This window comes from Terriglobus saanensis SP1PR4 (assembly GCF_000179915.2).
Classification (GTDB): domain Bacteria; phylum Acidobacteriota; class Terriglobia; order Terriglobales; family Acidobacteriaceae; genus Terriglobus; species Terriglobus saanensis.
The window spans coordinates 2,832,277-2,853,736 of record NC_014963.1; the positions used below are offsets into that span (position 1 = coordinate 2,832,277).

Annotated in this window: 7 protein-coding genes and 2 pseudogenes; 5 read left to right on the forward strand and 4 right to left on the reverse strand. The window is 55.7% G+C overall.

The features are described 5' to 3' along the window. The first annotated feature begins 9 nt into the window (after positions 1-9). The gene (locus tag ACIPR4_RS11580) at positions 10-1,626 is read left to right on the forward strand and encodes an outer membrane protein (protein WP_013568852.1); all 1,617 of its coding nucleotides are present in this window, start codon (positions 10-12) and stop codon (positions 1,624-1,626) included. Positions 1,627-1,982: 356 nt separating this feature from the next. Here ACIPR4_RS11580 and ACIPR4_RS11585 read toward each other — a convergent pair. Both ACIPR4_RS11585 and ACIPR4_RS22145 read right to left on the reverse strand, forming a co-directional pair. Then, positions 1,983-2,456 (reverse strand): annotated as a pseudogene (locus tag ACIPR4_RS11585) (outer membrane beta-barrel protein); the annotation flags it as partial. A gap of 499 nt (positions 2,457-2,955) precedes the next feature. Continuing rightward, a complete protein-coding gene (locus ACIPR4_RS22145) occupies positions 2,956-8,418 on the reverse strand; it encodes an Ig-like domain-containing protein (protein WP_013568853.1) in 5,463 nt (1,820 codons plus the stop codon). Between the two features lie 103 nt (positions 8,419-8,521). Between ACIPR4_RS22145 and ACIPR4_RS22520 the strand changes: the two genes are divergently transcribed. From ACIPR4_RS22520 to ACIPR4_RS11615, 4 genes are all read left to right on the forward strand, one after another. After that, complete coding sequence (locus ACIPR4_RS22520) at positions 8,522-8,875, forward strand: hypothetical protein (protein ID WP_013568854.1); 354 nt, start codon at positions 8,522-8,524, stop codon at positions 8,873-8,875. A gap of 1,299 nt (positions 8,876-10,174) precedes the next feature. Next, positions 10,175-12,409, forward strand: coding sequence for a winged helix-turn-helix domain-containing protein (locus tag ACIPR4_RS11605; RefSeq protein WP_245536313.1), 2,235 nt, complete (start codon positions 10,175-10,177; stop codon positions 12,407-12,409). Positions 12,410-12,965: 556 nt separating this feature from the next. Continuing rightward, entirely contained in the window at positions 12,966-16,487 is a 3,522-nt protein-coding gene (locus ACIPR4_RS11610) for a beta strand repeat-containing protein (RefSeq protein WP_245536314.1), read from the forward strand. Positions 16,488-16,574: 87 nt separating this feature from the next. Beyond that, on the forward strand, positions 16,575-20,165 hold the full coding sequence (locus tag ACIPR4_RS11615) for an Ig-like domain repeat protein (RefSeq protein WP_013568858.1): 3,591 nt from the start codon (positions 16,575-16,577) through the stop codon (positions 20,163-20,165). Between the two features lie 145 nt (positions 20,166-20,310). Here ACIPR4_RS11615 and tnpC read toward each other — a convergent pair. Together tnpC and ACIPR4_RS23100 are read right to left on the reverse strand one after the other, a co-directional pair. Continuing rightward, positions 20,311-20,945: pseudogene (gene tnpC / locus ACIPR4_RS23095) on the reverse strand (IS66 family transposase); the annotation flags it as partial. Positions 20,946-21,030: 85 nt separating this feature from the next. After that, the gene (locus ACIPR4_RS23100) at positions 21,031-21,375 is read right to left on the reverse strand and encodes a transposase (protein WP_049780868.1); all 345 of its coding nucleotides are present in this window, start codon (positions 21,373-21,375) and stop codon (positions 21,031-21,033) included. Positions 21,376-21,460: the final 85 nt, after the last annotated feature.

Below are 21,460 nucleotides of genomic sequence, written 5' to 3' on the forward strand. Positions count from 1 at the left end.
GAGAATGAGATGAAAGTATTTGCGGGGATGTTCGCTACGCTGGCCGTTGCTGTAGCTGTAGTACCGATGTGGTTGCTTCCTAAAGCGGCTCCTGCCCAGACCGCAGTGGTGGCGCCTGCGTCGCGGGCGGAACACCATGACACGCCCAAGGTCGAGGTATTTCTGGGATATTCGCGGTTTGGGACCGTGTCGAATAATACGGTTACGGGCAATCGTATGGTCGGCCTCAATGGCGGGAGCGCTTCGGTTGCGTTCAACTTCAACCGCTATCTTGGGATCGTGGGTGACTTTGGCGGCTATGACGACAGCCAGTTGCAGCTCACGGGCACGGGAGTCAATCAGCCACTCGTCGTGAACTCCAGCGGGACGGCTTACACCTATGTCTTCGGCCCTCGGCTCTCGTTTCGCAACCAGAGCCGTTTCACGCCCTTCGCTCAGGTGCTCGCGGGAGGCGTTCATGCGTCTGCTGTGACTGTGAACGGTTGTGCCGGAGCGGGTTGTGCTGTCCTGCCCGTGCAGAACTCCTTCGCCTTCACCGGCGGCGGCGGTCTGGATATTCGCCTGACCCACCGCATTTCGATCCGCGCAGTGCAGGCGGAGTACATGCTCACGAGGTTCGAGGGCGTTGTCAATGGCATCTCTACCGGATCGAGCGCAAGCCAGAACGATCTGCGGCTCTCTTCAGGCTTGCTGTTTGCTTTCGGCGGTAAACAGCTATCGCCTCCCGTGCAGCTCGCCTGCAGTGTACAGCCGGGGACCTTGTTCTCCGGCGATCCTGTCACGGCTACTGCGACTGCAACGAATTTGAACTCGAAGCGCAAGGTCGTTTATAGCTGGACAACGAGCGGCGGTGTCGTGAGTAGCACGGATTCCACGGCGACCATCAGCACAACACATTTGGCGTCCGGCAGCTACACGGTTTCCGGCCATGTTTCGCAGGGTGATCATGTGAACCAGAAAGCCGGATGCACGGCTGCATTTACGGTGCAGCCGTTCGATCCTCCCACAGTGACCTGCTCTGCGAGTCCCTCGAACGTGATGCCTGGAGATAGCGCTGCGATTACGGCGCAGGCGACGAGCCCGCAGAACCGGCCACTCAGTTATTCCTACACCGCGACCGCGGGAGTCATCAGCGGAACCACCTCAACTGCCAACCTAAGCACAAGCGGTACGGCACCGGGCACGATTACGGTGACCTGCAACGTCGTTGACGATCTGGGCAAGACGGCTACCGCGACTACTAGCGTGAGCATCAACACGCTGCCGGTTGCTGCGGCTCCTCAGACCCGTGAGCTCTGTGCGATCTCGTTTGAGCGTGACCGAAAGCGCCCTGTGCGCGTGGATAACGAAGCAAAAGCCTGCCTGGACAATATCGCCCTGGAGTTACAGCGTGAGTCGGCTGGAAAGTTGGTCATCGTTGGGAACTATGGAAATGGCGAAACCCCAAAAATGGCTGCCGCACGAGCCATCAACGAGCGCCGCTATCTGACTCAGGAGAAAGGTATAGATGCAGGGCGGATTGAGTCACGCGTCGGCTCCGCAAGCGGACGGACGACAACGAACACCTTTGTTCCGGCTGGGGTGATCTACAACCAGGGTGACAGCACGGCCATCCCCCAACCCTGAGAAAAGGTTTACAAGCAGACGGGGGTGCTTTTCGGGAGTACCCGTCGAAGCTGTAGATACGACCAATCTTCGACGAATCGAACGGCAGAGACTGGAGACGGGTAAGACTGAAGTATACGGTTCAAACTAAGCTACGCGCCTGTAACAGTCCCGAGGATAGATACGAATTTAGCCAGAGAACTGCGAAGTAGATTCGAACTGCGTCCGCAGCGTTTGATTCTACAGGTGAAGGAATTTTCTACAGGTCAAGGAATAAAACCGCAACGCCAAGCCAATTTTCTACAAGTAAATGAAAAACGACACCCGACGATGCGGCCCTGCCATTCCTGAAGTTCATCGCAGCACCACACGCAATGCTAAAAATCGCGACAACGTATGGGTTTAGCGGCGAAAAAATCCGGCACCTTGAGGATGCCGGACTTTTGAACTTGACTCGACTTAAAGATGTACTTGGCAGAGAGCTGGAGTTGACGCGGCACCGAACGCATACTCGTGATCTGTCCGAAGTTGGACGCGCCGAGAGTGTTGTTCGGGTTGCTGATGCTGATCATGTTTAGAACGTTCGCGGCATCGACACAGACATTGAGAGACTGCTCGCGGAACGTATGAAAATCCTTGAACACAGAGGCATCCATCTGGTTGTAACCTGGAGCACGCTCTGTTCCGAGTGCAGCGCTTCCGTAGGTAAACTGCGCCGGTACGCCATAGGCGCAAGTGCCGTTGTCCACACTAGAGCTGCAGAGTGCTGTGGACGGATCGGTACCGAACCAGTGGTCCGTCGACTGATTCACGATCCGCAGCTTGCGATACTGGTTGGGGCGGTTGGCGTTGTTATTGGTGTCGCTTTTCTAATTATTTGGCGAACTTTTGTTCTAATTATGTGGCACACTCGTGGGTGTGGACGCACTCTCTGCCATCCCGCAGGCATCGCGTGAACTTGCTCTGCAACGTTTTGAGTTGCTCCGACCACACCTGGAAGAAAGAGCGCCCACTGTGAGTGGTCGCTTCAGAGCGTCAATTCCTACCGCGCCGCCTTCAGGCGGACACAAGCGTACCGCAGTGGTGGGCTGGCTGCTTTAGCTCGTAAGGGTCGAGCCGACGAGGGAGAGAGAAGACTAGCCTCGTCGCAGTTAATCGAGGCCATCGAAGGGCTTGCGCTTGAGCAGCCACCGCTCCCGATCAGTTCCATACACCGGCAAGCGGGCGCCATGGCCGAAATTCTCCAAAGAGCGCAAGCCCTGTGCTTCTTCGTAGGGTGAATGTCGACAAGCTCTGAGCTTTCTACGAGTTGCCCCGGCATAACGTCTGAATCCACGATTCGCATCACGCCTAGGGCGCAGGGACATTGATTACAGTGTTGACGAGTGTGAGCGGGCCGTCCAGGACCAGGAGCCTGCCGTTGATGGTGGTTACTGCAACCACACCGGCAGTAGAAACGGAAGTGTTCGCCTGGGAAATGACTGTCCCTTGCAGCGTTCCGCCGCCAACAGTTCCGTTGATCGTTGCTGCGGTGCCAACCTGCCAAAAGACGTTTTTTGCCTGCGCTCCATTCGTGAGGACTACGTTTCGGGGGACAGATGGCGTGCCGACATCCAAGGTCGTTTCCATCTGGAAAACCCAGAAGGCATTGGGGTCACCTTGCGCATCCAGCGTGAGATCGCCCACACTGATGGCGAAGGTTCCCAGGGTGGATTTGTAGATACCCGGTGCCAGAACGCGGTTGCCAAGTTCTCCCGGAGCCCCGCCTCCGCAACCTGAACAAATAGATACATCCAGGCCATTCGGAAAGGCGACAAGAGCGTTGTATGCACTGAGCGCATCCGTAGAGGCCTGTACAGCAATCGCCGCAGTCGCAGCGGTTCCTTCGTTCGGACATCCGACGGTCGGTGAAGGCGGCGCTGTATCGATAGTCCCGTTCACCAATCCCATGTTGAGCGTGGTTTCCGTATAGATGCAATTCGCGGTGTTGTCGTGAAGACCTGTAATCAATACGGAGGAACCCGTCGTTCCGATATTGCCATTGATCACCGTCAGAAGTCCCTGATTGGTGATCCCGGAGGCTCCTCCGAAACCACCGAACAGTGTGACAGTACCGAGATTGACCGGTGGCGGAACGACAATGGAGCTTGTCGCAAAGTTCCATGGATTTGGAATGGACCCACCCGCAAGGGCATTTCCAGCTAAGTCTTTTGCGCCCGCTGTTACCGTCGCGAGGTAGGAAGTCCCCGCTACAAGCGGGTCGGATGGGGTGAAGGTAGCAATGAAGTTCACCGAGTCGTAGGCGACTGTCCCAGTAACGGCGTCACCGCCTGCGGTGGCCAGCGTAAATGTTGCGGTCGTGAGGGTCAGCGGATCCATTGCCTCGCTGAAGGTGGCACTGATGGTCTGCGTGAGTGGAACCGCAGTGGCGCCGCTCACAGGATTGGTCAGCGTAATGGTTGGCGAAGTTGTATCAGGTATCGCCCCGGTCGTGAACGTCCAGACATAGCTGGTGGCCAGCGAGTTGCCTGCCAGATCGGTGGCGTTCGTTGTGATCGTTGCGGTGAACAAGGTTGCAGGCGCAAGACTTGCCGTCGGGGTGAAGGTGGCGGTATTTCCAATTGCTGCGTATGTCACGGCACCGGCGACTGGAATGATTCCAGGTCCCGTTACCGTGAAGCTTGACGATGTGATCGTCGTCGGATCCATCGCTTCACTGAAGGTTGCAGCAATGGCTGTGTTGAAGGCAACTCCGGTTGCGCCGTTGAGCGGAACGGTGGAGATCACGGACGGTTTCGTCGTGTCCCCTGCTGCGACGGTTGTGAAGGTCCAGACGTAGTTACTGGCAAGTCCTACGCCAAGTAGGTCTTGTGCGCCCGTGGTAATGGTTGCCACATAGGTGGTGTTGGGTGTGAGGTCGACAGCGGGTGAGAAGGTGGCGATGGAGCCTGTGGCAAGATAGGTTACCGCGCCAGCAACGGCCACTCCGCCCGGTGCTGTGAGAGTAAAGGTCGTTCCGTTGATGGTGCCGGAGTTCATGGCTTCGCTGAAGGTGGCGAGGATCTTCTGATTGGTCGGAACACTGGCCGCATTGTTGGCTGGTGTGGTGGAGATTACCGTGGGCGGTGTTGGCGCGGGCACCGTTCTGAAGGTCCACACATAGTTCGCGGCCAGTCCAATTCCTGTCGTGTCCTGTGCGCCGGTTGTGATTGTTGCCACATAGGTAGTGTTGGGAAGTAGAGCGGCAGAAGGGGTAAATGTTGCGGTGTTGTTGCCTGCGACATAAGCCACCGCGCCTGGGACTACGGTGCCCAACGATGAGTTCACTGTGAACGTCGTCCCATTCAGCGTCGCTGGGTTCATGGCCTTGTCGAAAACGGCACTCAACGTTTGATTGAGCAGGACTCCCGTAGCTCCATTGAGCGGAACCGTAGAGACAACAGTGGGTGGCGTAGGCGGCGGGACCGTTGTGAAGGTCCATACATAATCATTTGCAAGCGGTGTCCCTGAGGCACTCTGTGCCCCCATCGTAATAGTGGCGACATAGGTGGTGTTGGTGGCCAGGGTGGTAGAAGGTACAAAGTTGGCCACCCCTCCGGAGTAGGTCACAGTGCCACCAACCGCTACGCCACCCGGCCCGGCAAGCTTGAAGGTAGCGGAATTGATAGTCGAAGCGTTCATCGTCACGCTAAAGATTGCGCTCAGAGTTGTTCCTACGGCAATTCCACTGGCTCCATTGGTAGGATTTGTTCCCGCCACTACAGGAGGTCCGGGAGCTGCGACGGTTGTGAAGGTCCAGACGTAGTTACTGGCGAGTCCTACGCCAAGTAGGTCCTGTGCGCCCGTAGTAATGGTTGCCACATAGGTGGTGTTGGGAGTGAGATCGGCAATAGGTGAGAAGGTGGCGATGGAGCCTGTGGCAAGATAGGTTACCGCGCCAGCAACGGCCACTCCACCCGGTGCTGTGAGAGTAAAGGTTGTTCCGTTAATGGTGCCGGAGTTCATGGCTTCGCTGAAGGTGGCACTGATCACCTGATTGGTCGGAACACTGGCCGCATTATTCGCCGGTGTAGTGGAGATCACCGTTGGCGGTGTTGGCGCGGGCACCGTTCTGAAGGTCCACACGTAGTTCGCGGCCAGTCCTATCCCTGTCGTGTCCTGTGCGCCGGTTGTGATTGTTGCCACATAGGTAGTGTTGGGAAGTAGAGCGGCAGAAGGAGTAAACGTTGCGGTGTTATTGCCTGCGACATAAGCCACCGTGCCCGTGACTACGGTGCCCAGCGATGAGTTCACTGTGAACGTCGTCCCATTCAGCGTCGCTGGATTCATGGCCCGATTGAAGGTAGCGGCAATCTGCTGGTTGAGCGGCACGTTCGCAGCATTGGTGACAGGGTTAGTCGCAATCACACTGGGAGGAGCTGCGGTGGGAACTGTTGTGAAGGTCCATACATAATCATTTGCTAACGGTGTTCCTGAGGCACTCTGTGCCCCCATCGTAATAGTGGCGACATAGGTGGTATTGGTAGCCAGGGGCGCAGAAGGTACAAAGTTGGCCACTCCTCCGGCGTAGGTCACGGTACCAGCCACCGTCGCGCCACCCGGCCCTGCAAGCTTGAAGGTAGCGGAATTGATAGTCGAAGCGTTCATCGCCATGCTGAAACTCGTGGAGACGGCCTGGTTCAGCGGAACAGACGTAGCTCCGTTCACCGGATTGGTCGATATAACGGTAGGAGGAACAGTGACAACACTTGTGGTAAAAGTCCAGGGATTTGATACTTCCCCCGCCGCAAGCGGATTGCCTGCCAGATCCGTGGCGCCAGCTGTGACAAGGACGCTGTAAGAGGTGCCGGAGGCGAGAGATGCGACGGGATGCAGGTTGGCGATGAAATTGACCGCATCGTAGGATATGGTGGCAGCCACCGGATTCCCGCCTATTGGAATCAGCTGGAAAGTTGTTGTACTTAACGACAGTGGGTTCATCGCTTCGCTGAACGTGGCACTGATCACCTGGTTCAACGGAACATCCATCGCACCGTCATTTGGAACTGTGACAGTAACAGTCGGCGGAGTGGTATCCGGAGCGGCGCTGGTGCTGAAGGTCCACACATAGTTAGTCAGTAAGGCGTTGCCTGCAAGATCTTTTGCATTCGTCGTGATGGTGGCCGTAAAGAGAGTATTCGCTGCAAGGCCAGCCGTGGGCGTGAAGGTGGCCGAGTTGCTGATCGCCGCATAGCTTACCAAGCCTGAAACCGGAATATTTCCAGGAGCCGTCAGTGTGAAGGTAGCGGAGTTGATGGTTGTGGGGTCCATGGCTTCACTGAAGTTAGCCGTAAGCGCCTGGTTGAAAGGCACATCTGTCGCACCATTCAGAGGGATCGTAGATATGACCGTAGGCGGGGTGATATCTGGGGCCACGCCCGTGGTAAAGGCCCAGGCATAGTTACTGGCCAGACCAATCCCCGTAGCATTTTGAGAGCCCGTTGTGATCGTTGCCACGTACGTGGTAATTGGCAAGAGAGCAACCGTCGGCGAAAAGGTCACAATCGAACCTGCAGCCACATAGGTGACTGTGCCTGCGACGGGGATTCCGCCAGGCGCGGTTATTGTGAACGTCGTTCCATTCAGCGTTGCTGGGTTCATGGCCTGGTTGAAGGTAGCGGCAATCTGCTGGTTGAATGGCACGTTCGCGGCATTGGTGACAGGGTTCGTGGCAATCACACCAGGAGGGGCTGCGGTGGGAACCGTTGTGAAGGTCCATACATAATCATTTGTTAGAGGTATCCCTGAGGCACTCTGTGCCCCTGTCGTAATGGTGGCGACATAGGTGGTGTCGGTGGCCAGGGGTGCAGAAGGTACAAAGTTGGCCACCCCTCCGGAGTAGGTCACGGTGCCAGCCACAGCCGCGCCCCCCGGCCCGGCAAGCTTGAAGGTAGTTGAATTCATAGTCGAAGCGTTCATCGCCATGCTGAAACTCGTGGAGACGGCCTGGTTCTGCGGAACAGACGTCGCACTGTTGATCGGATTGGTCGATACAACGGCGGGAGCAACAATGAGCGGTCTTACCGTGGTAAGGCCCCACGTATAGTTTGCGGCGAGACTCGTTCCATTGATGTTCTGCACGCCCGTGGTGATTGTTGCAAGGTAAGTCGTCGCAGCGGTAAGTGTAACGGCCGGCACAAAGGTGAGAAGATTTCCCGTGGATGCGTAAGAGACCGTCCCAGGAATTAAAAGACCGCTCGAATCTCTGAGTTGGAACGTCGTCGAATTGATCGACGCAGGAGACATCGCGGTACTAAAGGTAGCGGTCACGGTCTGATTAAGAGCAACATCCGTCGCTCCGTTCAATGGTGTGGTCGCGATAACGGTGGGTGGAATGGGCGTTCCCGAGGCCGAAAGCGTTGTGAAGCTCCATACATAATCTGCCGCGAGCGAGTTCGCAGGATTTGCTTGGTCTGTCGCTCCTGTCGTAATGGTGGCTATGTAGGTGGTGCTGTATGCAAGAGCTGTGGAGGGCGAAAACGATGCAATGGAACCGGTGGCGTTGTAGGTCACGCTTCCAGGAATGGATGTGCCTCCAGGACCGGCCAGCTTAAACGTTGTTGCCGTGATGGTCGCGGAGTTCATCGGCTTACTGAACATTGCTGAAATGGCCCGAGTAGGTGAGACGCCTACTGCAGCGGCTACGGGGTCCGTGGAATTTACCACTGGATGCGCGATATCTGGTATCGTTGCAGCTTCTTGTCCGCAGCCAGTCACCAACAGAACTAATGCACAGAAGAGCGACAACCAAACAATCTTCGTACACTTGCGCATTCTTCACATCCATCTGTAACAAACCAGATATTCGTGCCGGCAGAGACCATGAATACCGTTTGGGGTACAAAGGGACGGTAACAGTGTTGTCGCGGAACATACTGTGCGATATTGCTCACTCTTTCGAGAGGATCCAAGCGCTGCCGGTAAACTGCTGACCCTCCTGCATTTCGTGGCTGCCAATAGAATTCCGCTCATTGTTGCGGTCTCGCTGTCTACGGTGTGTTTACTCGTTCACTTTCTGGCGCTCGAGCACAGTTGGTTACAGGTGGCGCGGTATGATCTGCCTACGATATTTCTCTACGCTCGCTTCTCCTGGTGGATTCATTCCTTTATCAAGTCGCGCCGTCATCTGGAACATATGTTGAAGCATCATGGAGAAGAACTCAAGGTCGCGGTAAAAGCCAGTACGAGTGAACTTTTCCACGAAATCCAAGTAAAAAGAAAGCGTCTTTAAGGAATCGTTATGCGTCTGCACTTGCACGCAAGCATACGATTGCACGGTTCTGGGCCAGAGTTTTCCGGAAACGCCCGTTGTCGAACGTTGGTAGGGTCTGGCTCCGCTTTGTGCGAATTCGCAACTCCGACGCTGAGTACCAAGAGGAGAAGGCTTCGCCATGTATCGACCTGCCGACTACGATGAAATTATCGAGCGCGTGGAACACATGCTCACCCTTCTGCGTCTGATGCTGGGGTTTTACTGGAGCCAATCCAGGATCTCGCGTGGGCGTTGATGCGACGGGTTGCGGGCAGCTCTCTACGAGCGCTTCACTTCTTGCAAACCTCGCAATTCAAGGTACCGCCAGGATTGAACACCCCTGTCGACTCCCCACACTGGCTCAGGTCGGGCCCGATTGCCTTGCGCCGAAGCCTTCTGGCGGTGATCGCCAGCTTGATCCTGCCCGCCTCAATTTGCCGCACACTCAGTTCAGAAACGGGGAGAGGTTTGCCGTTCTGGACTAAGCTGCGCGCCTGTCACAGTCCCGAGGACAGGAACGAATTTAGCCAGAGATCTGCGAAGTGGAGCCGGTCTGCCGCCGCAGCGTTTGAGTTCTACAGGTAAAGGAATTTTTCTACAGGTAAAGGAATAAAACCACGACGCCAAGCCCCTTCTCTACAGGTAAAGGAAAAACGACAACCAACGCAGGGCTTCACTGGAGCGGCAGCTTCGCCGCGCATAGCGTGCCACCATTCCAGGCAACGGCTCTGTGAAGATGCGCCGTGGACATCGCTCGTTCTCACAGAAGAACTTGCGCGCCTCAAGCAGTATTTTTACTGGCAGACCCTTTCCAGGGCAGGTCTGCGACCGTCCGCCGGTACCGGCTATGCACCCTGGCGGAACGGCGGTTGCAGCCCAGGCATAGAGAGGAAGGCTGGCAGGCACGGAGTTCTATCTGCACCGTTCCCGCCTTCTGGCTAAGACAGATCAGCTTCGCTTCCGCACTGTTCGGGATCAACGTGCCTCGGTTCATCCATACAGATCTACACCTGCGGATCCTCCTTCACCAAAAGTGAATCAGAACCAAAAAATGTCGTAAGCTTTTCAAAGGAAGTAGATGAAATGATGTGCATGAGTGAAACCCCCGTAACCCGAACGGTAGAGAATGTTGCCTACTACAATTGATTCATGACTCGTTCGACGGCGCCTCTTTCTAGCCGTGAGATCTATCTTTTTGACATCTTTGAGGTGTCGGTCAGGCTCCGCACACTGCGGCAAGACGGAGAACGTCGCAAAATCCAAGAGCTCCCTTTTCAGATGTTGCTGATTCTGTTAGAGCAGCCTGGAAAAATCGTAACCAAAGATGAACTCGGACGAAGACTATGGGGAAGTGACGCGCTGATCGAGGTCGACGATAGCCTCTATGTCGTCGCAGGCAAGTTGCGAGAAGCGTTGGGTGACAGAGCGGTCAACCCGCGATTTTTCAAAAACATCCAAGGCCGGGGATATCAGTTTATCGGAGACGTAACATCGTCTTTCGAGCCGTATGCAATTGGAAATGCTGTCGTTGAGGGCTCCGATAACGCGGGCGATGTCCTGGGGGCTTCGAGTGATGTCCCCAGTCTTTCTCGCGCGAGACGCTTCGCTTTTTGGTCTGGCCTCACCTTCGTGGGTTTGATCGTCTTTTGTGCCGCGATGTATAAATATGTCAATCGATCTCTTGTCAGCGACCAGGACCGCGTTGTCGTCGGCTCGTTTATCAACAGCACCGGAAATCCTGATTTGGATGGGACTCTTTCCTCCGCAGTGCAGCTAAAACTGCAGGAGTCCCCATATCTGAGCCTCGTTTCGGACCAAAAGTTTCGGGCGAAGCTTAAGGCCGTGAAGCAAATGACTTTTGAGGCAGAATTGCAGACCTGTTCTTCGCTGGACGCGCAAGTTCTTCTAAAGGGCCGTATTCTCCCCAAGACGCAGGGATATCAGATTTCACTCTCCGCATGGCGGTGCGGTACCGGAGGTTTGTTGACGACGCAGGAGGCTGATGCTACCACACAGGCTTCGATTTTGTCCGCGGTTGATCTAGCCACCGAGCGAATGCGACGTCGGCTTGGCGAACCAGAAGCAAGCTTGCAAAAATTCAATGTGCCACTCATGCAGGCGACTACTGCTTCTCTAGCGGCGTTGAAGGCTTTTACCTTGGGCGAGGAAACCCGCTTTGATCCTAACGGCGGCGCAATTGCCAGCTACAGACTAGCGATAGATCTGGACCCGCAGTTTGCACTTGCGTACGCACGCTTGGGCACGGCTTACTACAACACGAGTCATTATGCTCTCGGTATGCAGTACAACAAAAAAGCTTTCGATTTGCGCGGCCGAGCTACGGACCGCGAAAGGCTTTACATCATCACGCATTACTACGAGTTTGCGACCGGTGAGACGCTGCTAGCCATTGAGGATTATGAGCGTTGGCGCACCATTTATCCGCGTGATGCCGTTCCATTGAACAACCTGGCGAATATTTATCTGACAATGGGCCAACCTGAGAAAGCCTTACCGTTTGCTCTACGAGTCATCCAACTGGATCCAACAAACGAGGCTCTCTACGGAAATCTGGCTTTTGCCTACCTCGGCCTTGGCGAATATGCGAAGGTTGACGGACTCTGCAAGGATCCGGTTCACACACTTAGGGCGCCAATATATTTCAGGAGGGTTTGTTTTCGCGCCGCCGCCGCGGAGGATGACGATGCTGGCATGCAACGAATTTTGGAGTCTGTTCGCGGAAACCCTCAGGAGAATCTGGTCGTCGACGACTACGCCTGGGTTGCCATGTCTCGCGGGCAAGTTGCCAAGGCGCGTGAGCTTTTTTTTCACGCCAGGCAGAACGCAATCGAGCAGGGAGCTCTCGATTACTCAACCTCTATCCAACTGGATAAGGTCAGTATCGAAGCCGATTTTGGTTACCTGGCCTACGCTGCCGCTGACTTAAAGGTAATCACTACCCTCGAGACCGAAGATCCTGCTGAGCAAGCCTCAGCCGCCCGCGCCGCAGCCAAGACGGGCAATTTAGTTCGAGCCGAGTATCTTGCGAAAGCTGCAAACGCGCGCGCACCACTCAACACGATTGTGAATGCTGCTCTGCTTGCGGCGGCTCGTTCTGAAATTCATGCACAGAAGCGGCAATATGCTGCGGCAATCCAGTCTCTTGAGCAGACGCGGCCCTACGATTTCTGTGTAGCGATGGATCTGTCGCCGGGGTACTATCGAGGTTTGGCTTATATCCAGGCCAAGAAATTCGAGCAGGCTGCAGCAGAGTTTCAGCGCGTCATAGAACATCGAGCACAGGCTGATTTTCCCATTTACGTCATCCTTTCTGAGTTGGAACTCGCCCATACGCAAGAACTGCTCGGAAACCGCAAAGCGGCTGAAAAGGGGTTCCAAGCTTTAAAGCATCTATGGGAGAACGCAGATTCAGGCTTCCTTCCACTCTCCAAGCTGCACGCGTACGAGAATCTCCATAAGACTACGTCACTGGTTGGAAGCTCCTCCCGTTGAAATCTGAAGCTCTATCGACTAAGTCGCGGATAGGCGCTTGCTCACGCTGTCCTCCTGAAAAGCAATCTAGGTTCCTATCGCACCGGACAGTTTGAGCCAACTCTGCCGGAGGGAAGCGCGTCCGGTTTTGAGCCGTTTCGCGAGGACCGACTCTTGCTCAGCGGCCGATGCGAAAGGGAGCCCAGTCGATTGCTCAATCCGTATCCTCCTCATTTTTTTTGACATTGGTGCGGTTTGGATTGGTTTGGAACTGTTTTGTTGACCCCGCCTTGTGAGTATGTTCTTACTCAATCACAAGATTCAACCAATGTTCATGCTGACCTCGCAAGGAGATTCAATGACGACGAAGACTTCTGTTGTGTGCTGGCTAACCGTTTTGGCGCTTGGAATCTCGATGGCTCCAAGTTCGAGTCACGCCCAAAACGTCCTTAGCTCTGCCCTGTCGCCATCCAGCAACCAGCCCGCGGGAAAACCGGGGGAAACTCGTCCAGCAGGTCTTCCGAAACGTGAGTCTGCCAATAGGGCGCCGCAGGCGAGGTCGCCCTTCGACCTTATAATGGCTCCTGAGCTTGATGAGCTGAAGAAGCGGGCCGCCGCCGCATCGGGCGGTAAACCATCGCGAACCCAAATTCACCCGGACGCGAGCGGCGTTGGCGGCAGCAATGTGAACTTTCCCGGCTTCATCAGCGCACCTTATGTGAACGCGGTCGATGGCGACCCAAACATCGGGTACAGCTCCGTGAGCGGCGATTTCAATGGTGATGGAAAGATGGACGTCGCGACCGTCAAAGTCGACGGTGTCATCGACGTCATCCTCAACCCCGGCACCTTCGCCAACATCGCTTCAGTAACTCCGGTTATCTCCAACGACAACGGTAATACCGCTCTTCTTTTCGTGGAGAATGTGATTGCTGCGGACATGAACAATGATGGCTTCACCGACCTGATCGGCCAGGATTTCAACAACAATGCCATCGTCATCTGGCTCAGCAATGGGGACGGTACCTTCGCCGCTCCGGCGTCCTACCCGGTGAAATTCGCTTCTGGTGCAGCCTGGTATGGTTCCTCCGGTAGCAGCATCATGGTCGGCGACTTCAACGGCGATGGCGCTCTCGATATCGTCACGCTGAATATCGTTTCGTCGTTCAGTCCCACCATCGAAACGTCGTTTTCTGAGATCACATACGTCAACAACAGTAATGGACGCCTGACGGCTCTCCCCGAGGAAGTCACCACCTTCCCCGATTACTATTCTTCTGCCTTAAACTTTTCCTCCGTCTTCACTACTGATGGCATCAAGGCCTCCGGCATCGCCTTCGTCCTCACAGACAACGCTTTCAATGCCAGCTTCAACGGCGGCAGCGTCGTTGGCACTATGTTGAGCAATGGCGATGGCACATTCAAGGCACCTGTAGCGCCCACCAAGATCTTGATCCCTAACGCCGATATCTTTGTAGCCAACGTCTCCTTCCTTTCGGCCAACCTGACCAGCGAGGGCACGCCGAAGCTCCCGCCCCCCGGCACGGTCGGCAGTGGATTCGCCACAACTGACTTCGTCTTCATGGAGGCCGACGGCGCGGTATGGGACGTCCCCTTCACCTCCGGCAACCCGATTACTGCGCACGTGCTCGTGGGTTATCCGAACTTTGCCTTCAGCGGAATCGACGTTCCGCCGGTCGCTCCGCCGCCGGCCTTGCCTACGCTGCTCAGCACAGCTATGCAGAGCACCATGACACTGAACGTTGCCGACATGACCGGCGATGGTCTCTCAGATCTGGTCGTGTACAGCACAGGTTCCATCGCTGTTTTCCCCAATGCTGGTGCAGGCGTGTTCACAGCTGAGCCTGCGCAAATCATTGCCGGCACGCCACAGTTTTTCCAGCCCGCGCCCGCAAACTATGATGGCAGCGCCTACAACTCGCTGGTAAGCGCCGATAGCGGTATCGGCCAGTACACCTATTACCAAAACCTTGGTGCCGCTGCCGGGGTTCAGAGCGGCCAGTTTCTGGCGTCGCCCATGGTCACCGGAACCAACACCGCAGCCAACGCGGAAACATACGGAACGAACATACGCGTGGATGCCGCGGTCGATGTCGATGGCGATGGAGTTCCGGAGTTGATCGCGCAGACGACCACCAATGGCAGCACGACAGACGTCGTTATCGGTTACAGAAACGGTGCTGGCGCCGCCAATCAGTCCAGCAACTACACCTTCACGACGATTGCTTCAGCAGGAAGCATCGGCTCAGCCACCGGTACGAATCTCAGCTATGTCCAGCCAGTCACAATCTCTAATGCGACCACCACAACTATTCTTCTCGCCACCGGAAGCGGTTTCGCGGACTCTCTCGCGACTGTAACCGCAGGCCACGATGGAAAGTTTGGGCCAGTCACCCAGTTGAACCTCGGAACCACCACCTGCTTTCAGCTCAACTATGCAGACGTTGGCGATACCAACGGCGATGGCATTCCAGACATCGTCGCCGCTTGCGGTGGACAGAACGGCTCAGGATCCGGCTTTTATACTCTCCTCGGCAATGGTGACGGCACTTTCAAGACGGCCACATTCATACCTCTTGGCTACAGCCTCTACATGGTCAAGCTCATCAACTTTACTGGAGGCAAGGGCAAGCTTGATATCGCAGCGATCGACCATACCTCGCTTTTCACAGGCAATGTATATGTCATTCCCAATGTTGGCGACGATAGCGGCAACTTCGCGATCGCGAACCAGGCCATCATCCTCGCCAACTACGAAGTTGTTGACATCGTAGCGGGCGATTACAACGTTGACGGCAAGCAGGATTTGACTCTGCTTACCGCAGGTCAATGGAGCACAGCCCTCAGCACGATTCTCCCTAACACCGCGGGCGTTCTTCTTCTTCCTGGTAACGGCGACTACTCCTTCGGCAAAGTCACCATCGCTGATGGTGGTCACTGGCCGATTTGGGGCAGCTACGCAGACTTCAACAGCGATGGAGCTCCGGACCTCGCCTTTGTGCAAACCAACAATCAGTACATTGAGTCCGCTTCACCTTCAGCGGTGCAGATACTGCCCAACCTAGGCGGAGGTAACTTCGGTCCGGCAGTCACCGTGCCAGACTCCTATGTAGCAGGAGCTGCTCTGGACCCTGGCTTCTATGACGAAAATGCCTTCACCCTCGTGGGCAAATTCACCAACAGCGGCGGAATCGACCTCATCGTCTCCACCTTCGATGGCACCGGCATCTTTGTCAATCGGGGCGTTACCAGCATGGCGCTCACTTCAAACTCGCCGACGCCAGCTCAGGGAACCGCTGTCACACTGATTGCAACCCTCGGCCAAATAGTGAGTGCGGGTGTGACTGAGACAGGGTTGGTTTCTTTTGCCGTCAATGGCACTCCAGCAGGAACCGCACAGATTGCGAACGGGGTGGCTACGCTGACGACAACCGCACTTCCTGCGGGTAGCGATCTCATTACAGCCGCCTTTGCGGGGGACGCAAACCACAACCAGTCGAATGCCTCCGTCACTCTTGTCGTCGGCACCGTAGCTCCAGCGTTCGCCATCACAGCGACTCCGGCGACTTTGACGCTCCCACGCGGCGCAACGGGAACTGTCATGTTGTCGATCGCGGCGAACTCGACCTTTAGTGGCACCGTGCAACTTGCCTGCACGGGTACTCCCGCAGAAACCTCTTGCATCGCAGGTTCAACAAGCATGACCTTAAGCGCCGGACAGTCTGCAGGCGTTACGATCGTGATCGCAACCACGCCTCCCAACAATACGTATCAGGCCAGAAACGCTAAACCGCTATCGCCCTGGGGAACTACGCTGGGCGGAGTCAGCCTTGCAGGTATGCTGCTGTTGCTCTGGCCGAAACGTCGCCGTCTTCCCACTTTGTTTGCTGCAATCGTTCTTGTAGCGCTAGGACTTGGAGCTGCAGGTATGAGTGGTTGCTCGAGCGGCGGCACCACAACGACCACGACAGCTAATCAGTACCCCGGCACCACGGCAGGCACGTACACGCTCACCGTCACGGTGACGTCCGGCGGCCTTACACAGACCCAGCCGATCGCGCTTACCGTCACTCAGTAATCAACATTCACCAGTTGGGAGTCTGGATACAACATCCAGACTCCTGTTCCACCGTTATCCGAAGAATCACCTTGGAGATGAGCGAGCATGAAATATTTCCCCGCATCCTTGTACAAATATTTTCTTCTGCTCTCTCTGACAGGATTACCGGCAATCACGATGATCGCTCAGGTTCCGCTTCAAGCTGCGAAGGCAGCTCCGCTCATTACGCGGGCCATTGACGATACCAGCCTCATCACGTTGCTTGGTAATGTTCACCCACTTGCGACCTCGGCGGCGGATCAGGGAGCTGCTTTGGATTCGCTGCAGCTCGGACGTACCATTCTTGTTTTGAAGAGCAGCCCTGCACGGCGTGTCGCACTCGATAAGTTTACGGACGACCAGCAAAATCCAAAGTCACCGAACTATCACAAGTGGTTAACACCCGCTCAATATGGCGAACAATTCGGCGTGGCGGCCGAAGACATTCAGAAAATTAATGACTGGCTCACCGGGCACGGTTTTCAACTTGAGGAAGCCGTGGCGGGACGAAATTTAGTGATCTTCTCCGGTACACACGCTCAATTGAAATCTGCTTTCCATACAACGCTTCATACCTATAACCTGTGGGGGAAGTCGTACTTTGCCAATGCAAACGACCCACAAATTCCAACGGCACTTGCTGATATTGTTGTCGGCTTCACGTCCCTGAACAACTTCCCGCGCAGTCCACTTCACACCAAGCCGCAGCTTGTGAAGCGTGACTCTGGCGCATGGGTCAAAGCCTCTCCTAGATCACAGCCTGAGTTCACCACCACCGACGCCGGCACTCTCTATCATCTGCTTGCGCCTTACGATCTCGCCGCTATCTATAACATCACATCCCTCTGGAATGCAGGTATTGATGGCACTGGCCAAACCATCGCCATCGTCAGCGACTCCAACATTAACCCAGCCGATATCGATTACTTTCGCGCAACGTTCGGCCTCCCTGCCAAAAAGCTTAACATTATTGTCTACGGTAGCGACCCGGGTATGAATGAGAATGAGAACGAAGCTGATCTGGATGTGCAATGGTCCGGCGCAGTTGCGAAAAATGCGACGATTGATCTCGTGGTGTCAGCAGATGGTACTGCTACAAACGGTGTCGACGGTGCAGCGGTTTACATTATCAACAACAACCTAGCGACGATTCTCAATGTCAGTTACGGCTTGTGTGAAGCCTCTATGGGAACGGCTGGCAATCAGCACTACAACACTCTCTGGGAACAAGCGGCGGCGCAAGGAATCACCGTTCTTGTTGCCACGGGCGATTCAGGATCGGCTACTTGCGATCCGAATTCGCAATACGCGCACGGAGGCCTCGCTGTCAGCGGCTTTGCTTCTACGCCTTACAACGTGGCGGTGGGCGGAACCGACTTTCACTCCACCTTCGACAACCCGACCGCGTACTGGAACGCAAACAATGATCCCACCACCCTCGCTTCCTCCAAAGGCTATCTCCCTGAATCCGCCTGGAATAATAGCTGCGGCAACCCTGATGTTCTCGCCGCACTGCAGGCAAACGGCGACACTACGGATACAACCGCGGAGTCGCTCTGTAACGATGTGAACTTCAACTCCTTCCTCACAACCGAAGGGGGCTCAGGCGGTGTAAGCAACTGCGCTGTTACCGGCTCAAATGCCAGCGTCCCTTGCATCAGCGGCTATCCCAAGCCGTCTTGGCAAAGCGGTGTCCCGGGAATCCCAAATGACGGCGCACGTGATTTGCCCGATATATCGCTCATGGCTGGCAACGGTCTTTGGGGAAGCTTCTACGTTTACTGCCAGTCCGACATTACGCCCAATGGCGTATGCGACGTCAACAACGCGCTCGAAGGAGCAGGTGGAACATCCTTCGCAGCTCCTATTTTCTCCGGCATGATGGCGCTTCTGCAGCAGAAGACCGCGTCAAAGCAGGGCAACGTGAACTACGTCTTGTATAAGCTTGCCACGGCACAATACACGGGAAGCAACGCAACTGCCTGCAACTCGGCCACCGTTGCTGCCGGAAATCCCTGCATGTTCTACGACGTTACCGAAAGCGGCAATGCCGTTGATTGCGTCAACGGTTTTCCCAACTGCACGCCGACTGTATCCTCCGATCTATTCGGCGTGCTGCCCGGGTATAGCACCACCACGGGATACGATCTTGTCACTGGTCTCGGCACCATCAATGCGTACAACCTCGTCCAGGGTTGGAGCACTGCTACCGCAACATTTCTTCCCAGCACAATCACCATCTCCTCCGCCGGCATCACCACCGCGACCTACGGCGCGACATCAACCATCGCCGTCAATGTTGTCGTCGCTCCAGTCGCGCCAGCAACCGGCGTTCCTAGCGGCGATGTTGGCATCACCAGCAACAGCAATACCATCAGCAACGACTCAGTGACCGAGCTCACACTCACCGCGGCTAAGGGGAGGACCACCGCCGTCGGCTTGCCCGTAGGCACCTATGAGTTGTTCGCTCACTACGCCGGCGATGCCACATTCTCTCCCAGCACATCGAGCGCCGGAGTATCAGTCACCGTTTCAAAAGCCGCTACGAATGCATCACTCTCGGCTACGCGGACATCCGTACTCCTGGGCCAGAACGTCTCCTTCTCCGTTGAAGTGACTGGCGTCATCAATGGCCTCAATCCGACGGGTACCGTCACGTTCACAAACACCACGACGGGCGCCCTTCTCAGCTCCCAAACCATTACTGCGAGCGCTTCCTCTGCGACAGGGACGATTTCAACTGCTCTCGTAACGGTACCAGCGTCGCAACTTCAGTCAGGCGCCAATACGATCACTGCAAACTACGAGGGAGACTCAAATTACCTGGGTATAGCTCCCAGTCCGGTTGTAGTGATCTTGGCATCGGCCATTACCACCAGGCTGAGCGCGTCGACGCTGACAATTGCACCCAATCAAGCAGGAAGCGTGATAGTCACAGTGACGCCGGCCGCTTCTGTTGTGCTCACACCAAGCACTCTCGTTTTCTCCTGTCCCGTGCAGTTGCCAGATGGGCTGAGGTGCTCCTTCAGCACTCCAATTGCAGGGGATGGCGGAGTCATTTTTTCAACACTGACGATTCAAACTTCAGCACCTCTCATTGTTCGCTCAGGGTCGGGGAGTGCTAGTGTGACTCACCATGGTTGGATGGCTGTTGCCGTTACGGGAAGCCTTGCCGGATTGATGATGCTCTTCAGGCCACGTCGTCGCAAGCTCCCCTTCTTATTCCTGATCCTGACATTAGTATCCCTATCGTCTAACGTTGGTTGCAGTGGAAAGGCACCCGTTTCGGGGCCTGCGCTCATCAACACCACAACAACACTGTCCCTTTCATCAGCGGCCCCGACTCTTGGTAGTCCTGTGACACTTACAGCACAGGTCTCTCCAAGTGCTGGCCCCTCAGGAAGTGTTATGTTTTCTTCTGCTAGCGCAGCGCTGGGAACCTCACCGGTAGCTTCAGGTGTGGCCAGTCTTACCACCAGTTCGCTAGCAATCGGTTCGCAGACTCTGTCAGCGACTTACAGTGGAGATTCTGCTTATCTCGGTTCCGCCTCTGCGGCCAGTACCCTAGACGTTGCGTTCTCCAGCGGCATTCTTGTCACGGCAGCGGACAGTGCAGGCGACACAAGCAGTGCAGGCTTGACCCTGGTGGTTCGCTAAGCGTTAGTGGTCTGCCCGACCTTTTGAACCAGATTGTTTGTTAGTGTAGAGGCATTCTGAAGGGCGTAAGCGTTTGATCTTCCCCTGGCGGATGCAGGTTCAGAGTTGCAGGCTAAGTTTCCACTTATTTTAGGTGGACACTTATTTAGGTGTCAGTGGTTATCTTGTTGCTGCGGACGGTCGGGATGTTCCAGGGCAGGAGCTCTGCGATGCGGTTGCCGGGTGGTCAGCGATATTGGTGAAGACGTATCTGAGATAGTGCTCCGGGTTAATCCCGTGAGCTTTGCTGTGCCGAGCAGCGAGTAGATCGCGGCGGCGCGTTCTCCTCCTGAGTTGGATCCTGCGAAGAGATAGTTCTTGCGTCCAAGTGCGACGACACGCAACGCGCGTTCGGCGGCTTTGTTGTCGATCTCGACGGTGCCGTCTTAGAGATAGCGTGTGAGTGCGGTCCAACGCGTGAGCGCGTAGCGGATCGCTCCGGCCATATCGCTCTTGGAGGAGAGGGTCTGAAGTGTCTGATCGAGCCAGACTCGCAGAGCTTCCATCACGGGTATGGCAAGTGCTTGTCTGGCTGCGAGCCGGATCTCCGGCGGGCTGCCGCGCATCTGCTTTTCGATGGCATAGAGCAAGCCGATGCGCCGGATGGCCTCTGACGCAGTAGCCGACGCGGTAGCGGCGAAGATGTCGTGGAACTTGCGCCGCGTATGCGCCAACATGCGGCTTCGACGATCCTTCCTCCTTCATAGAGTGATGAAATCCCGCATAGGCATCGGCCTGGAGTGTCGTTTATCACAATAAATGGGTTCTGGCGCACATTTGGTGAAGCGGGTATGCGAGTTTGCGTTCGTGTTTTCTGCCTGCGATTTCAGACCGGGTTGAGAACGCGCAGCCTGAGTAGATCGAAGCCGGCGCGTCCATACATTTGTCGCTTGAGCAGCTTCAGCCAGTGGATGTGACCTTCGACCATGCCGTTGCTCCAGGGCATTCTGAGTGCGGCATCGACAGCATTCTGGTCTCGTGTCAGTCTTTTTGCGAAGGAAGCAAGCGGCGAGTCCTGTGCTTCCTGAAGCCACCGTGGCCAGACGGTTGCATCGCGTGCACGGATCATCTCGAAGAACTGTCTTGCTGTTTGTGCGATGGCTGCGATCTGCGGCGACGCGTTGTAGAGCGCCTGCAGATATCTGTGTTTGGAGAGATTGGCTCTAAGCATTAACCAGGCGACGTGTTGCGGGGAGATGGGAAATGCCCTGCTTGCGCCCCGCGAGACGCTTACTTCTCCGCTGGATCCGAAGCGC